The organism is Solibacillus kalamii, assembly GCF_002174535.1.
GTDB classification, from domain to species: Bacteria; Bacillota; Bacilli; order Bacillales_A; family Planococcaceae; genus Solibacillus; species Solibacillus silvestris.
Map to the genome: position 1 here is coordinate 194,739 of NZ_NHNT01000001.1, position 14,729 is coordinate 209,467.

A 14,729-nucleotide genomic window follows, 5' to 3' on the forward strand; every position below is an offset into this window, starting at 1 on the left:
AATCAATCGAACGGATTTAACACTTTATCTAAGTGAAGTAAAATTAATAAGCGGTTTTCCAATTTTGCGACACCTGCGATAAAATCTTCTTCTAATGAGCCAACCACTTCCGGCTGCTGTTCAATGGAAGATGCATCGATATCCAACACATCATTTGCTGAATCTACTATAAAACCGACTTCCATCGTTTCCAGGGTAATAATAATAATTCGAGTTGTTTCCTCGTTCCCTGAAACCGGCAATTCAAACCGTTCACGTAAATCGATAACAGGGGTTACAACACCTCGAAGATTAATGACACCTTTTACATAACGTTCTGTTTTCGGCACACGTGTAATATGCATTAATTTTTCGATTCCTTTTACGTGCGAAACAGGAATGGCATATTCTTTATCTGCTAATTGAAACACAATTACTTTCAAGTTTTTTTGCTCTGTTGCATTCGTCATCCTTCACACCTCTTATCCTTTTACTTCATTAGTGCGTTACAGTCTACTATTAACGCCACTTTTCCGTTTCCTAATATCGTCGCACCTGAAATCGCAAAAATGTTCGTTAAGTAGTTTCCTAATGATTTCAGCACAATTTCCTGCTGACCGATAAATGAATCTACTACTAAACCAGCTAATTTATCGCCTTTACGGACAATTACAACTGAATGGAAGCCATCATCATTTTGTTCAGCGCGCGGTACTTCAAAAATTTCTTCCAGGAATACAAGCGGTACAACTTTACCACGGAAATCGATTACTTTTTGATTATGGGCATTTAAAATATCTGAATGACGGATAATCGATGTTTCAATAATAGATGATAACGGAATTGCATAAATTTCATTTTCAATTTCTACAAGCATGACTGAAATAATCGACAGTGTCAGCGGTAATTGGATCGAGAAGACTGAGCCGACATTTTGAGTTGATTCAATCGAAATATTCCCGCCTAATGATTCAATCGTTGTTTTAACAACATCCAAACCGACACCACGGCCTGATACATCCGAAATGACGTCCGCTGTTGAGAAACCAGATGCCATAATTAGCTCGTTAATTTGCTTGTCTGTCATCGTTAATGACTGTTCATGTGTAACAATCCCTTTAGAAAGCGCTTTTGCCAATACTTTTTCTCGGTTGATTCCTGCCCCATCATCTTCAATCTCGATGAATACATAGTTCCCGCTATGATAAGCACGAAGTTCCACCGTTCCTTCTTCCGGTTTGCCTTTTGCACGGCGTACTTCCGGACTTTCGATTCCATGGTCAACTGAGTTGCGGATCAGATGAACTAACGGGTCTCCGATTTCATCAATTACTGTACGGTCAAGCTCTGTTTCTGCACCGACAATATTAAGTTCGATTTTTTTGTTTAAATCACGCGATAATTGACGTACCATTTTCGGGAAGCGGTTAAATACTGTGTCTACAGGAACCATGCGCATCGTTAAGACGATATTTTGCAGGTCACCCATTGTACGGCTCATACGTTCAACTGTTTCATTCAGTTCTCCGTGATTCACATCACCGGCAATTGTTAAAAGACGGCCGCGATCAATTGCAAGTTCTTCAAACAAGTTCATCAATATGTCTAGGCGTTCAATATTTACGCGGATCGTTTTACTCGATGCATGACCCGATTTACTATTGTTTTTAGCTGCTGCTGTTTTTGGCTGTTCTTCAGACACGGCAGTTACAGTTTCCTGTACTGCTGGCTGTGATTGTACTTCTTCTACAGGTACTTCGATGGCCGTAGTTTTTGTAACAAATACATCTCGGCTGATTTTATTGACAACTACACGATCGACCTCTGATACTTTCATGAGCATCTTCTGCAAATCTTCAGCTGACTCTTTCGAAATAAAGGCAACGTGGAATTCACTATCAAACTGTTCTTCTTCTAATTTATCTACTGTCGGCGAAGATTTAATGACATCTCCATTTTTCTCCAGTATTTCGAATACCATGAACACACGAGCCGCTTTTAATAAACAGTCTTCACGCAAAAATACTGTAATTTCAAATGCATTGAAATCTTGTTCAGATGATTGCAGAATGACTGTTTTTTCAAAATCATCATAGGACAATTTTAATTCCAATCCTTGGGCTGGCTGTTCAAGCTCATTTTCTACTATTGCCGCAGCAATTTCCTGGCCTGGTATTTGTTCTTCCAAAGCGGCAGTAGCCGATTCGCCTGCTTCAATGCGCTTTAGCTTTTCCACTGTTGCCTGCACATTGCGTTTACCGTCGCCGCCATCAGCAATGTTAAATACCATTTCTTCTAAATGGTCGACAGATTCGAAAACGACATCTAAAATTTCTGCGTTTACTTTAATTTTACTGTTGCGGATCGCATCTAATATATTTTCCATTTTATGTGTTAAATCAGCTAAATCTTCAAAGCCCATTGTTGCTGCCATACCTTTTAAAGTATGTGCCGAGCGGAAAATCTCTCCGACAATCGTTAAATCTTCCGGATTTTTTTCAAGTTCCAATAAGTGTTCACTGCATGCTTGTAAATGTTCTTTACTTTCTTCAATGAACATTTCTAAATACTGATTTAATTCCATTTAGAGGGCACCCCTTTTTAAGGCATATATTTCATAATTGTTCGGGCAATATCATCAACATCCGCCACTTCATCTACAAGCTGCGTTTCCACGGCAGCTTTTGGCATTCCATATACAATACATGTTTCTGCTGACTCGGCAATAGCCGTGACATTCCCTGTTTTTTTGAGCGAGACAAGTCCTTTTGATCCGTCATAGCCCATTCCGGTCATAATGACGGCAATTTTATCGAATTCCGAATACTGACTGACATCTTCAAACATGACGTCTACAGACGGGCGATGTCCTGCTCTTGGCGGTTCCTGATTATCGAGGACGACAGCAAATGCCGATCCGACTTTTCTTAATTTAAGATGATAGCCACCAGGGGCAATATAGGCCGTTCCCTTTTGCAATAGGTCGCCTTGTTCTGCTTCTTTTACATGAATTTCACTTATTTGATCAAGTCTTGCTGCCAATGATTTTGTAAAACCGGCAGGCATATGCTGCACGATTAAGATCGGTGCATCCACATTTGCGGGAATTTTTGTAATGACTTCCTGTAAAGCTCTTGGACCACCTGTTGAAGTTCCGATTAAAATGATTTTCTTCGAAGTTTTGCTCCACTCCGTCTTTTGGGTCGGCACATCAATTTTGATGGTTGGTTTAGTCATGCTTTTTAGTTTTGATTCTTCATTATGAAGAGGTTGACGGATTGCTCTACTTACAACAGTCGATTTTTCGTATGGTTTTCTCAGTTTTGAAACCGTTACTTTAGATGCTTCTTCCACTTTTCGTACAAGTTCATCTTTAATTTTATGTAAATCCAATGAGATGGAACCGCTTGGTTTTGCAACGAAATCAACTGCTCCGTACTCCATTGCCATTAATGTATTCTCTGCACCGCGCTTTGTCGTACTTGAAAGCATGATGACAGGCAATGGGTACTTTTGCATGATTTCTTTTAACGCTTCCATCCCATTCATTTCCGGCATTTCCACATCCATTGTCACGACATCGGGTTTAAGCTGCTCAATTTTTTTTATCGCGTCTTTCCCATTACGGGCCGCCCCGATGACCTCAATATGCAGATGATCCGAAAAAAAATCGCTTATTAGCTTCCGCATAAAGGCGGAATCATCAACAACTAGCAGTTTTGTTTTCTGTAAGTTGCTCATTTACTCACGCCCTCTCGAAAAGATGCTTTTTAATTTTGATATAAATTTCATCGACTCATTTGTTGCATGTACTTCTTTCATTACTGCCTGCGTTGTTAAAAATTGCTCTACAATTTTATCCATTGTTTTTGTGACAGGGGCATCAGGATAGAGCAATGCAAATAAGGCTTGCTGACGTACCGCTTGACGCACAACAGGGTCTTCCGGCAGCGATCCTAAAATCGATACTTCCTTTTCCAAAAAACGTTGCATCACTGTTTTCAGACGCTGTGTCGTATCTTGCCCTTCCTCGACGGTAAATGCTCGATTGCATAATAGATAAAATTTCTTCATCGGGTCTTTTAGATGGATAAATTTCATCATAGAATAAGCATCCATAATGGATGTCGGTTCTGCGGTAGAAATAACGATAATTTCTTCTATGGATGTTAATAGATCGAGTGACCAATCCACAACACCGGCTCCCATATCAAACAAGACAAAATCATAATTTTTCTGCAATGTGTCAAAAGCTGTGATTAAACGTGCAAAAACATCAGGAGACCACTCCATTAACGACGACATACCGGTACCGCCGGAAATATAGCTTACCCCTTCCTTTGTTTCGCAAAGAACATCTTCCAGCGGCACTTGACCATCCAGGTAATCTTTTAAACTGTATTCCACGGAGCTTCCTATGAGAATGTGTATATTACCCATGCCAATATCCATATCTAATATAGCTACTTTTTTCCCCTTTTTAGATAATAGGGTAGCGAAGTTTGTCGTAAAATTACTTTTACCAACTCCACCTTTTCCACTAACAACTGCAATTGATCGCCCTGGCTTATGTTCACTTTCAAGCATCTTCTGACGTAGTTTTTCAGCTTGATCTTTCATCGGAGTTCTCCTTGAAGAAAAGTTCTAGTAAATTATCACTATTAGGTTGTTCGATATCTTCTGGTACTTCTTGACCATTTGTATAATAAGCTAGTCCTTTATTATATTTAATCATTAAATTAAACATAGTGCCAATAGAATTTGTTTCATCAAGCTTCGTAAAGATAAATTTTTCAATATGCAAGTTCGCAAATTGTTCAATAATTGATTCTAAGTCTTTTTGCTTAGACGTTAACGATAAAACTAAGTAAGATTCTACTTGTTCGCTAAATTGTATCAATGACTTTAAATCATCTACATATTTCGCTTCTTTGTAGTTTCTACCGGCTGTATCAATAAAAATTAAATCCAGATGGTCAAACTTTTGAAGCGCCTCTGCATAATCTGTTGGATTATAGACAATTTCAACCGGTGCCTGCAGCAATGCAGCATACGTTTTCAATTGTTCGATCGCAGCGATACGATACGTATCTGTCGTTATAAAACCGATTTTCTTTTTCTTTTCAAGTACAGCGCGTGCAGCCATTTTCGCAATCGTAGTCGTTTTCCCAACACCGGTTGGACCTAGCACGTTAATATATTTTTTCTCATATGAAATTCCACTAATCGGCAAGTCATACAATTCTTTTCTTAAATAATCTTTGGCAACTTCCTGCATTTCGTTCCAAGTCATTTGTTTGCCATGCTCGTTATAATACATAAAAAGCTCATCACTGATTTTTGTGATAAGCTCCTCTCCAAGTTCCTGCTCACGTAGAAAGTCGATAAATGATAAGAGTTCATCAGGATATTGAGACTGTGTAGACATACGTTGCATCGATTGCATCATCGATTTTAAATCAGCAATTTCTTTGATCAAATTTTCTGGTAAGCCAGCAGCACCGTTTTGCGGAACTTTTGTATGTTGTTCCACAGACGATGCTGCTTCGCTGATTCCTTCCTCTTTCAATTGCGGTGCAAATGTCGGAAGGTCTTCAAAAGACGGTAATGAAGGTTTCTTTTCCAACGGGTCATATCCTGCCACGACTTCATAGCTTTTATTTTTTACTAATCCGAAAAACTTTTTCGTCACGACGACTTTCGAATTCAGAATAACTGCATCTTCCCCCAGATCAGCGCGAATTTGTTTCATCGCTTCAGCAATGGAAGGTGCATTGTATTTTTTCATCTTCATTCAACATTCACCACCCCTACACTTTGAATTTCAACGGCTGCATCCAATTCGTTATACGAAAGAATCGGGACTTGCGGGAAATAGCGTTCTGTCAGTTGTCTTATGTACAGACGCACACCCGGCGAACATAAAATAATTGGCGACTGTTCCGTATAGGAAACACGCTCCACTTCTTTTGCAATAGCTTCCAATACGAATTGCGACTGCTGCGGATCCATCGCTAAATAGTTGCCATGGTCTGTTTGCTGAATGCTGTCAGCTACAAGTTTTTCGACTTTTGCAGACACTGTAATAACTTTTAGGGCTTGTTGACCGTTAATAAATTGAGATGTAATTTGTCTAGCCAATGCCTGTCTCACATACTCAGTTAAAATATCGGGATCACTAGTAAGCTTTGCATAATCTGCTAATGTTTCGAAAATAATCGGCAAGTTCCGTATCGAAACATTTTCACGCAATAATTTTGCCAATACTTTTTGTACTTCCCCTATCGATAATGGTGTCGGAATTAAATCGTCCACTAAAATGGCATGTGTTTCGCGTAAATGATCGATCAATTGCTTCGTCTCTTGACGGCCGAGCAGATCGTGGGCATTTGCACGGATAATTTCGGTTAAATGTGTAGAAACAACACTTGGCGGATCGACAACTGTATAGCCGAACATTTCCGCATCCTCTTTTACTGCTTCTGTAATCCATTTTGCAGGCAGACCGAATGATGGCTCAATTGTGTCAATACCATCAATTGAATTATCATCCCCCGGACTCATTGCCAAATAATGATCCAGTAACAATTCACCTCTTGCCATTTCATTTCCCTTTATTTTAATCCGGTACTCATTTGGCTGCAGCTGAATATTGTCACGGATACGTACAATCGGTATGACAATCCCAAGCTCCAATGCAAGCTGACGACGGATCATAACAACGCGGTCCAGTAAATCCCCGCCCTGTGCCGCATCTACTAAAGGAATTAATCCGTAGCCAAATTCGAATTCTATCGGATCAACATTTAATAGATTAATAACATTTTCCGGACTTTTCATCGTATCAGAGGCAATCTCCTCTTCGAATTCCATAATTTCTTCCGGTGTTTCTTCCTTTTTACGGTCCATTAAGAATGCGCCAACCGCTAATGCGATTGCAATCGGAATCGTAATCCAGTCTGGAATCGGTGTAAATAATCCGAGCAGGAGAATTGTACCTGCAGCTACATACAATAGCTTGGATTGTGCAAATAACTGTGCTGTAATGTCTGAACCAAGATTTCCTTTTGAAGCAGCACGTGTTACAACAATCCCTGTCGCAGTAGAAATTAATAAGGCCGGAATTTGCGATACTAGTCCATCACCGACTGTCAGCATCGAATATTTAGATGCTGCTTCAGCAAAGCTTAGCTCCATCTGAATCATACCGATGATCATACCGAACAGTAAGTTAATACCAACCATAATAATCGAGGCAATGGCATCCCCTTTTACGAATTTCGTTGCACCATCCATTGCTCCGTAAAAGTCCGCTTCGCCGGATACTTTTTCACGGCGTTCACGCGCTTCTTTTTCCGAAATCATTCCGGCGTTTAAATCCGCATCGATACTCATTTGCTTACCGGGCATCGCATCCAATGTGAAACGTGCAGCAACTTCCGCAACACGCTCCGAACCCTTTGTAATTACGATGAACTGGATGATAACTAGTAATAAGAAAATAACTAAACCTACTAAAATATTACCACCTGTAACGAAATTACCAAATGTCTCTACTACTTTACCTGCGTCACCTTCCGCTAAAATGGCACGTGTTGTCGATACTGACAATGCCAGACGGAACAGCGTTAATAATAGAATAACAGTAGGGAAAATCGAGAAATCGAGCGCTTCCTTCATATTCATCGAAGTTAATAATACGAGTAGTGCCAATGTAATATTTATAATAATTAAAAAACTGAGTAGCCAATGTGGAAGAGGGATAATGAGCATCGCTACAACCATAATCACTGCAGCTAAAACCCCTAAGTCGCGTATTTGCATTGTTGTCCCTCCTGAAATCTATGTCAAATTTTGCGTTTGATCCGGTATACATATGCAAGAACTTCGGCAACAGCTTTGAAAAACTCTTCCGGTACAGCCTGGCCGATTTCAACCTGGTCATACATCGCACGGGCAAGCGGACGATTTTCTACCATAATGACATCATGTTCTTTTGCAATAAGTTTTATTTTCTGTGCGACAAAATCGGTTCCTTTTGCTACAACTTTCGGAGCATCCATCATATCTTCGTCGTATTTTAAAGCAATCGCAAAATGGGTCGGGTTTGTAATGACAACATCTGCAGCAGGTACTTCCTGCATCATTCTGCGCATCGCCATTTCACGTTGACGCTGTTTAATTTTCGACTTGATCAACGGGTCACCTTCTGCATTTTTATGCTCATCTTTAACATCCTGTTTCGACATTTTCAATTGTTTCTCATATTCATGCCGTTCATATATATAGTCAAACAATGCAATGAAAACGAGCATAATCGAAGCGGCAATTCCCATGATTGCCGACATATATGCTACAGTGGCCAAAATTTCTGCCGGGCTATGTAAAGCAAGCGACAATACATCTTCCAGATATATAATTATGACAACGGTTGTCACGGTTCCGATTAGCGTTACTTTCAATAATGATTTAATTAAATTGACGATTGCACGTACAGAAATAATCTTTTTGATCCCTTTAATCGGATCCATTTTTTTTAAATCTATTTTTAATGTTTCTGTTGTAAAAAGTAAGCCAAACTGAAAAAAGTTAGCTCCAATACCTGCAATAATGGCAATAACCATAATCGGCAGAACGATAATTGCCATCTCTTTAATGGATTCAACATACATATCCATTACGGTTTCAGCGTTCAGCGTTTCAATTAACATATTGCGGTTAAGTGCTTGTAATAAAAAATCTTTCATTCCTTCGTACATAAATGGTGCAAAGAAAAGTAAAAAGAAAAATGACAATAGCAGTAATACGGCAGCTGTGACGTCCTGACTTTTTAATACTTGTCCTTTTTTTCGTGAATCCTGCCGCTTTTTCGGTGTTGCTTTTTCCGTTTTTTCACCTGCAAAAAACTGAAGGTCAACGTTAATTAATAGCTTTCTGTCCATGTTAGCCACCACCTAAAATAACCATTAAGTCACGTAAAGAAATAATCATAAATTCAATTAGCTCCTTCATAACTCCCACTAATACACCCATTGTCACAATCAATACAAGAAACCCTACTGCAATTTTAATCGGGAATCCGATAACAAATATATTCATTTGCGGTACCGTTTTCCCTGTAATTCCTAACGCTAATGTTACTAAAAATAATGTTGCAACTATTGGAGCTGACATTTGAAATGCTATGGCAAAAACAGAAACAAATATTTTAATAATAAACAATGCGGTTCCTTCTTCACCGAAATTCGGGAAAAACTGATCCATCGGCATAAATTGATAACTATAATAAATACCATCTAAAATGAGATGATGACCATTTATTGACAGCAATAATAAAAGCATTAAAAAGTTTAAAAACTGCCCCATTAACGGAGACTGGGCACCTGTTTGCGGATCGATAATATTCGCCATCGCAAAACCCATCTGGAAATCGATAAATCCGCCTGCTATTTGAACAGCGGAAACGATAATCATCGCGGCCAATCCCAGCATCAGCCCGATAATCGCCTCTTTTAAAACGAGCAGCAAGTAAAAAGCATTAATTTCAAACGGCTCGATATTAAACGTATAGTACATCATCCAAGCTAAAGCAACAGCCAATATAATACGCACTTGCGGTGGTATTGTACGATATGAAAATAAAGGGACGGAGACGAAAAATGCAGAAACACGTACTAAAATTAATAGCAATATTGATAAATTCGGTAATAATTCCGTCATCTACTCACCCAATATACCGAACTAGGTTATTTAAAATGTCGTGAAAGTAGTCCGTCATCTTGCTGATCATAAACGGGCCAAAAAAAATAATCGCGACTAAAACCGCTACGATTTTAGGTACGAACGCCAATGTTTGTTCTTGAATGGAAGTTGTTGCCTGAAATATACTAACTATTAAACCACTGATAAGCGCGATTAATAGTAAAGGTCCCGAAACTATCAATATCGTGAATACTGCATTTTCTGCAATTGCAATGACCATTTCCTGTGTCACTTTATATCATCCCCTAAAAACTTTGAAGTAAAGATTTCATCACTAAATACCAACCATCGACGAGTACAAATAATAAGATTTTAAATGGCAGTGAAATCATTACTGGAGGCAGCATCATCATCCCCATTGACATCAGTGTACTTGCCACTACCATATCAATAACTAAAAACGGAATGAAGATCATAAAACCCATTTGAAAAGCTGTTTTAATTTCACTTAACGCAAATGCGGGTACTAACAGTGTCATCGGAATTTCCTCAATGGAATCCGGATACTCCGCCTGATTATATTCGATAAAAAGCTCTAAATCCTTTTGCCTTGTATGCTGAGCCATAAATTGTTTAAACGGAATCGTCGCCCGATCATACGCCTCTTCCAAATTAATTTCTTCATCAAAAAGCGGTTGTAATGCCTGCTCATTTACTTGCTGGAAAGTCGGCGCCATAATAAAGAATGTTAAAAACAATGCCAACCCGATAATTACCTGGTTAGGCGGCATTTGGTTCGTGGCAAGGGCTGTTCTAGTAAACGACAAAACGATGACAATACGCGCAAAAGAAGTCATTAAGATTAATAGACTCGGCGCTAAAGATAGAACGGTTAACAGGAATAAAAGCGTAACCGATGTGGATACATTTCCGGGATCACTTTCAGAAAACACGGAAAGAAGGTCGTTCATCGATCATCACGCTCCTGTTCTTTCCAACGCTCCAGCTCATCACTTCGTTGTTGCTTGATTTTCCCGATTTTTTCATTGAATAAATCATTGAATTTAGGGCTTTCCGAAATATCTTGAGGGCGTTTTTTTTGTGAAAACTTATTAAATAATTGTGCTATATACGGTGAAGTATTCACCATGCTCTGTTTAGTTTCAATTTGATTCAGTAAATGGTCGATTTCTTCCTCGGAATCAATTTCCTTCAGAAGCTGAATGTTATCGCCGACACCCACTACATAAACTCGTTTTCCAATTAACAATAATTGTACAGACTTTTGCTGTCCTACAGACATGCCACCGATATTTTTAATTACGGCATTTTGTTGATAGTTGAAGTTACGCTTGTTTAAATACTTTAAAATGAACAATAATAGCCCTATGACGAAGACAAGTGCTATTAAAACTTTAAGATAATCCCAAAATCCAATACTAACGGATGCCGAGTCAGTTTGTTCTGTGTCGGCATCCGGAGTATTTTCATCTGAAATTTTTTCTTCTGAACATACTTCAGGGTTTTCATTACAGTTTTCGTATACGTTACTTACCATCGCAAAAGTTCCACTTGAGTTTGGTGTAAATAATGCCGTCATCCATACAATTCCAACAGCGAGCCAAAATCGAAATGATTTTTTTGCTTTCATCACATCAACCTAAAGCTTTTTGAATCGCTTCGATTACGCGATCTGCTTGGAAAGGTTTTACGATAAAGTCTTTTGCACCTGCTTGAATCGCATCGATTACCATAGCTTGTTGGCCCATTGCTGAACACATAATCACTACCGCGCTTGGATCCGTGCCTTTAATTTCTTTTAATGCTGCAATACCATCCATTTCAGGCATTGTAATATCCATCGTTACTAAATCCGGACGTAATTCATTGTACTTTTCAACCGCTTGAATTCCGTCAGCTGCTTCCCCTACTACTTCAAAACCATTTTTCGTTAAAATATCTTTGATCATCATGCGCATGAAAGCTGCATCGTCCACAATTAAAATCCTTTTAGACATAATCTAATTCCTCCAATTAAAACTATCTAATATTGTTCAAGCGATCTGCCTGACTTAAAATATCTGTGATGCGAACACCGAAGTTCTCATCAATTACTACAACTTCACCTTTGGCAATTAACCGACTGTTTACTAAAATATCAACAGGTTCACCTGCAAGCTTATCTAATTCAATAATCGATCCGCTCGAAAGTTCCAGTATTTCTTTTACAGAACGTTTAGTCCGTCCCAGCTCAACTGTTACTTGCAATGGAATATCAAGCAGCATATTTAAATTGCGTGCTTCTGACTGTGTAATATTTGCCGATTCGAAGCTCGCAAATTGAGCTTGCTGTACATTTGCCGGTGGTGCTGTATAAGCGGGCTGCTGATAAACAGGTTGCTGTTGCTGATATGCTTGCTGTTGCACTGGTTGCTCATATATTGGCTGCTGATAGACCGGCTGCTGTGCTGGCTGCTCATACATTGGTTGCTGAACAGGTTGTTCAAACATCGGTTGCTGCTGTGCAGTCGGTTGTTGTGCCTGCTGCATTGGCTGCTGTTGTGTCGGCTGAACTGGCGTAGGCTCCACTGTTGTTGTTGCAGTAAGAGGCTCATCAGTTTCTCCCATTAATGACTTTACTATCTTTTTACTAAACTTTAAAGGTAATAATTGCATTAAATTCGAATCGATCAATTCACCGATACGCAATCTGAATGAAATTTTCACTAATAATTCATCTGTTGGAATAGTGTCTGTGCCTTCATTTTGTGAAATGTTCAGTAAATCAATTGTCGGCGGTGAAATATCAACCTTTTGGTTAAATACTGTTGACATGGAAGTCGCAGCTGAACCCATCATCTGATTCATTGCTTCTTGAACAGCACTTAACTGGATTTCACTTAATTCAGGTCTTGGATTTATACCATCGCCACCTAGCATTAAATCTGCAATAATGGCAGCATCCGATTGTTTGATGACAAGCAGGTTCATTCCTGATAATCCAGTTGTATACTCTACTTGTACTGCAACATATGGATGAGGGAATTCCTGTTCCAGATGATTGCGGTTAATCATTGAAATACTCGGCGTTGTAATTTCTACTTTTTGACCTAGTAATGAAGATAATGCAGTTGCCGAACTGCCGAACGAGATATTACCTACCTCACCTAATGCATCAATTTCTATTGGAGTTAAGTGATCCTCAACTTTAATTTCTTCTTGCGGACTTGCTGTATTTGCAGAAAAATCCTCCAGCGTTTCGCCCCTTAATAGAGCCTCAATTTCTTCTTGGGAGAGCATTTCATCACTCATCTTCGTCTCCTCCTTTCAAAGGGTCGATAATTTGAACAGCCATTTTATTATTCAATTTCCCTGGCTGAACAGTAAATTTCGGTAAACTGCCGACTTTTAGTGTTAACGGATTTTCAATTTTTTGATTTAACGGAATGACATCACCGACAGCCATTGTCAGGAAATCTTCAATGGTAATATCCGTCGTTCCTAACTCTGCAATTACGGGTAATTTAGCTTGTTTCACACGAGTTTCAAGCATTTTCGTTTGTTCCGGTGAAATTTCCTTCGTATTCGTCTGCATCCAGTAGCGAACAGATAAATTCGGAACGATCGGCTCTAATACAACATGCGGGATACAAATATTGATCATCCCTGTCGTTTCTCCGATGATTGTATTAAATGAAATGACAACAACAGTCTCATTTGGCGAAATCATCTGTAAAAACTGTGGATTTACTTCCAATTCCACAAGCATCGGATCGATTTCCGCAACATTCTCCCATGCTTCACGCAAATTATCAAAAGAACGCTCGAATAAATTCGTCATGATTTTCGTTTCGATTTCAGTTAAATTATCAACATTGCTATGACTTCCCCCTGCTCCGCCCATCAAGCGGTCTAGCATCGAATAGGCGATGTTCGGGTTAATCTCCATTAAAATATTGCCATCCAAAGGCGGAACCTCAAATACATTGATCAATGTCATGTTTGGGATGGAACGAACAAATTCTTCAAACGGAATTTGGTCAACAGATGCAACTGTAATTTGGACATAGCTTCTTAACTGTGCAGAAAAGAAAGTTGTTAACAGTCGCGCAAAGTTTTCATGTATACGGGTCAAACTTCGGATTTGGTCTTTTGAGAAGCGCAGAGCCCGCTTAAAGTCATATACTTTTACTTTTCGTGTCTCATCTTCTTTTTTTATGTCTTCTGCAGACATCTCTCCGGTCGATATTGCTGATAAGAGCGCATCAATTTCGGATTGCGACATTATATCTCCTGCCATTTGCCCACCTCCATTTCAAAAATTAAAATTGTGTAGTACTGATTACTGAAGTACGTATGAAGTAATATACACTTGCGTAACTTCCCCTTCTTGCATTAACTCATTCACTTGGGATTTAATTGCATCTTGGAATGTAATTTTCCCTTGCTTACCTTCTAAAGCTTCTTCTTCCATTTCAGAAAGTTCCTGAATTACGATATTTTTCACTTGGAAATCTCGTTTAAACAACTCTTCACCAGCTTTTTTATCTGATGCCTGAATTTTCAATGTAATTCGGACAAAGCTTCCATCTGCTAAGTTCGTCGTAATCTCAGGAATGTCTACCGATGATTCGATGATTTCATCAATCGTTGGACCATCCGGCTTCTCTTTGTTGAGCTGTGTCAATAACACAACGACAATAACACCGAATAATGTAATCGTCACTAATATAATTAGCATAATTGTCAGTAATTTATTATTCTTCATCTTCTTCACCTCTAAGATGCGGGTTAGATAATACTTGGACTTGCTGATAGAATGTCTTCACCTTTTGCCGCACCTGTTCTTCAGTCTCTAACACAATGAATTTACGTCCAGTCGTCAGCGTAATTTGGGTGTCCGGAAATGCTTCAACTGTTTCTATGTATAAAGCATTTAAAGTAAATGCTTTACCGTTAAGGCGAGTCACCTCGATCATTGAAATAGGGCCGGACCTGACTTGAGAGCCGGCCCGCCCCCCTTCTATAATGAATTTTTCAATGAATTT

16 protein-coding genes are annotated in these 14,729 nt (G+C 39.1%); all 16 read right to left on the reverse strand.

The window, feature by feature from the left end; translation table 11 throughout:
* Positions 1-2: 2 nt before the first annotated feature.
* The 16 genes from CBM15_RS00925 to CBM15_RS01000 are packed head-to-tail and all read right to left on the reverse strand — an operon-like array spanning position 3 to position 14,660.
* Entirely contained in the window at positions 3-449 is a 447-nt protein-coding gene (locus CBM15_RS00925; protein WP_008403261.1) for a chemotaxis protein CheW, read from the reverse strand.
* Between the two features lie 20 nt (positions 450-469).
* Positions 470-2,563 carry a chemotaxis protein CheA gene (locus CBM15_RS00930; RefSeq protein WP_087615398.1) on the reverse strand — a complete coding sequence of 698 codons (2,094 nt, stop codon included), beginning with the start codon at positions 2,561-2,563 and terminating at the stop codon, positions 470-472.
* Positions 2,564-2,580: 17 nt separating this feature from the next.
* Positions 2,581-3,720, reverse strand: coding sequence for a protein-glutamate methylesterase/protein-glutamine glutaminase (locus CBM15_RS00935; RefSeq protein WP_087615399.1), 1,140 nt, complete (start codon positions 3,718-3,720; stop codon positions 2,581-2,583).
* Positions 3,721-4,599 carry a MinD/ParA family protein gene (locus tag CBM15_RS00940; RefSeq protein ID WP_087615400.1) on the reverse strand — a complete coding sequence of 293 codons (879 nt, stop codon included), beginning with the start codon at positions 4,597-4,599 and terminating at the stop codon, positions 3,721-3,723. It abuts the gene before it with no gap.
* A complete protein-coding gene (gene flhF / locus CBM15_RS00945) occupies positions 4,583-5,773 on the reverse strand; it encodes a flagellar biosynthesis GTPase FlhF (RefSeq protein WP_087615401.1) in 1,191 nt (396 codons plus the stop codon). The genes CBM15_RS00940 and flhF overlap by 17 nt, the downstream gene beginning before the upstream one ends.
* Entirely contained in the window at positions 5,770-7,803 is a 2,034-nt protein-coding gene (gene flhA / locus CBM15_RS00950; RefSeq protein ID WP_087615402.1) for a flagellar biosynthesis protein FlhA, read from the reverse strand. The genes flhF and flhA overlap by 4 nt, the downstream gene beginning before the upstream one ends.
* Positions 7,804-7,826: 23 nt before the next feature.
* Entirely contained in the window at positions 7,827-8,921 is a 1,095-nt protein-coding gene (gene flhB, locus CBM15_RS00955; protein WP_008403268.1) for a flagellar biosynthesis protein FlhB, read from the reverse strand.
* A 1-nt stretch (position 8,922) separates the two neighbouring features.
* Positions 8,923-9,699, reverse strand: a complete 777-nt coding sequence (gene fliR, locus CBM15_RS00960) for a flagellar biosynthetic protein FliR (RefSeq protein WP_008403269.1) — start codon at positions 9,697-9,699, stop codon at positions 8,923-8,925.
* 4 nt (positions 9,700-9,703) lie between these two features.
* Positions 9,704-9,973, reverse strand: a complete 270-nt coding sequence (gene fliQ / locus CBM15_RS00965) for a flagellar biosynthesis protein FliQ (RefSeq protein WP_008403270.1) — start codon at positions 9,971-9,973, stop codon at positions 9,704-9,706.
* Positions 9,974-9,986: 13 nt separating this feature from the next.
* Entirely contained in the window at positions 9,987-10,652 is a 666-nt protein-coding gene (gene fliP / locus CBM15_RS00970; protein ID WP_008403271.1) for a flagellar type III secretion system pore protein FliP, read from the reverse strand.
* Positions 10,649-11,332, reverse strand: a complete 684-nt coding sequence (locus CBM15_RS00975; protein WP_087615403.1) for a flagellar biosynthetic protein FliO — start codon at positions 11,330-11,332, stop codon at positions 10,649-10,651. Before CBM15_RS00975 ends, fliP begins: the two co-directional genes overlap by 4 nt.
* Positions 11,333-11,336: 4 nt before the next feature.
* Entirely contained in the window at positions 11,337-11,699 is a 363-nt protein-coding gene (locus CBM15_RS00980; protein ID WP_008403273.1) for a response regulator, read from the reverse strand.
* A gap of 22 nt (positions 11,700-11,721) precedes the next feature.
* Positions 11,722-12,993, reverse strand: coding sequence for a flagellar motor switch phosphatase FliY (gene fliY, locus CBM15_RS00985; RefSeq protein WP_087615404.1), 1,272 nt, complete (start codon positions 12,991-12,993; stop codon positions 11,722-11,724).
* A complete protein-coding gene (fliM, locus tag CBM15_RS00990; RefSeq protein ID WP_087615405.1) occupies positions 12,986-13,981 on the reverse strand; it encodes a flagellar motor switch protein FliM in 996 nt (331 codons plus the stop codon). Before fliM ends, fliY begins: the two co-directional genes overlap by 8 nt.
* 42 nt (positions 13,982-14,023) lie before the next feature.
* The gene (gene fliL / locus CBM15_RS00995) at positions 14,024-14,449 is read right to left on the reverse strand and encodes a flagellar basal body-associated protein FliL (RefSeq protein WP_065216418.1); all 426 of its coding nucleotides are present in this window, start codon (positions 14,447-14,449) and stop codon (positions 14,024-14,026) included.
* Positions 14,439-14,660: a flagellar FlbD family protein gene (locus CBM15_RS01000; RefSeq protein ID WP_087615775.1), complete on the reverse strand. Its 222-nt coding sequence runs from the start codon at positions 14,658-14,660 to the stop codon at positions 14,439-14,441. The genes fliL and CBM15_RS01000 overlap by 11 nt, the downstream gene beginning before the upstream one ends.
* Between the last annotated feature and the right edge of the window lie 69 nt (positions 14,661-14,729).

Bases quoted from the DNA above. Each gene is read 5' to 3' on its own strand.
- CBM15_RS00980 (WP_008403273.1), bottom strand. From the start codon at position 11,699: ATGTCTAAAAGGATTTTAATTGTGGACGATGCAGCTTTCATGCGCATG.
- CBM15_RS00940 (WP_087615400.1), bottom strand. From the start codon at position 4,599: ATGAAAGATCAAGCTGAAAAACTACGTCAGAAGATGCTTGAAAGTGAA.
- flhA (WP_087615402.1), bottom strand. From the start codon at position 7,803: ATGCAAATACGCGACTTAGGGGTTTTAGCTGCAGTGATTATGGTTGTA.
- fliL (WP_065216418.1), bottom strand. From the start codon at position 14,449: ATGAAGAATAATAAATTACTGACAATTATGCTAATTATATTAGTGACG.
- CBM15_RS00935 (WP_087615399.1), bottom strand. From the start codon at position 3,720: ATGAGCAACTTACAGAAAACAAAACTGCTAGTTGTTGATGATTCCGCC.
- flhB (WP_008403268.1), bottom strand. From the start codon at position 8,921: ATGGACAGAAAGCTATTAATTAACGTTGACCTTCAGTTTTTTGCAGGT.
- fliP (WP_008403271.1), bottom strand. From the start codon at position 10,652: ATGAACGACCTTCTTTCCGTGTTTTCTGAAAGTGATCCCGGAAATGTA.
- fliM (WP_087615405.1), bottom strand. From the start codon at position 13,981: ATGGCAGGAGATATAATGTCGCAATCCGAAATTGATGCGCTCTTATCA.
- CBM15_RS00930 (WP_087615398.1), bottom strand. From the start codon at position 2,563: ATGGAATTAAATCAGTATTTAGAAATGTTCATTGAAGAAAGTAAAGAA.
- fliR (WP_008403269.1), bottom strand. From the start codon at position 9,699: ATGACGGAATTATTACCGAATTTATCAATATTGCTATTAATTTTAGTA.
- flhF (WP_087615401.1), bottom strand. From the start codon at position 5,773: ATGAAGATGAAAAAATACAATGCACCTTCCATTGCTGAAGCGATGAAA.
- fliY (WP_087615404.1), bottom strand. From the start codon at position 12,993: ATGAGTGATGAAATGCTCTCCCAAGAAGAAATTGAGGCTCTATTAAGG.
- CBM15_RS00975 (WP_087615403.1), bottom strand. From the start codon at position 11,332: ATGAAAGCAAAAAAATCATTTCGATTTTGGCTCGCTGTTGGAATTGTA.
- CBM15_RS01000 (WP_087615775.1), bottom strand. From the start codon at position 14,660: ATGATCGAGGTGACTCGCCTTAACGGTAAAGCATTTACTTTAAATGCT.
- CBM15_RS00925 (WP_008403261.1), bottom strand. From the start codon at position 449: ATGACGAATGCAACAGAGCAAAAAAACTTGAAAGTAATTGTGTTTCAA.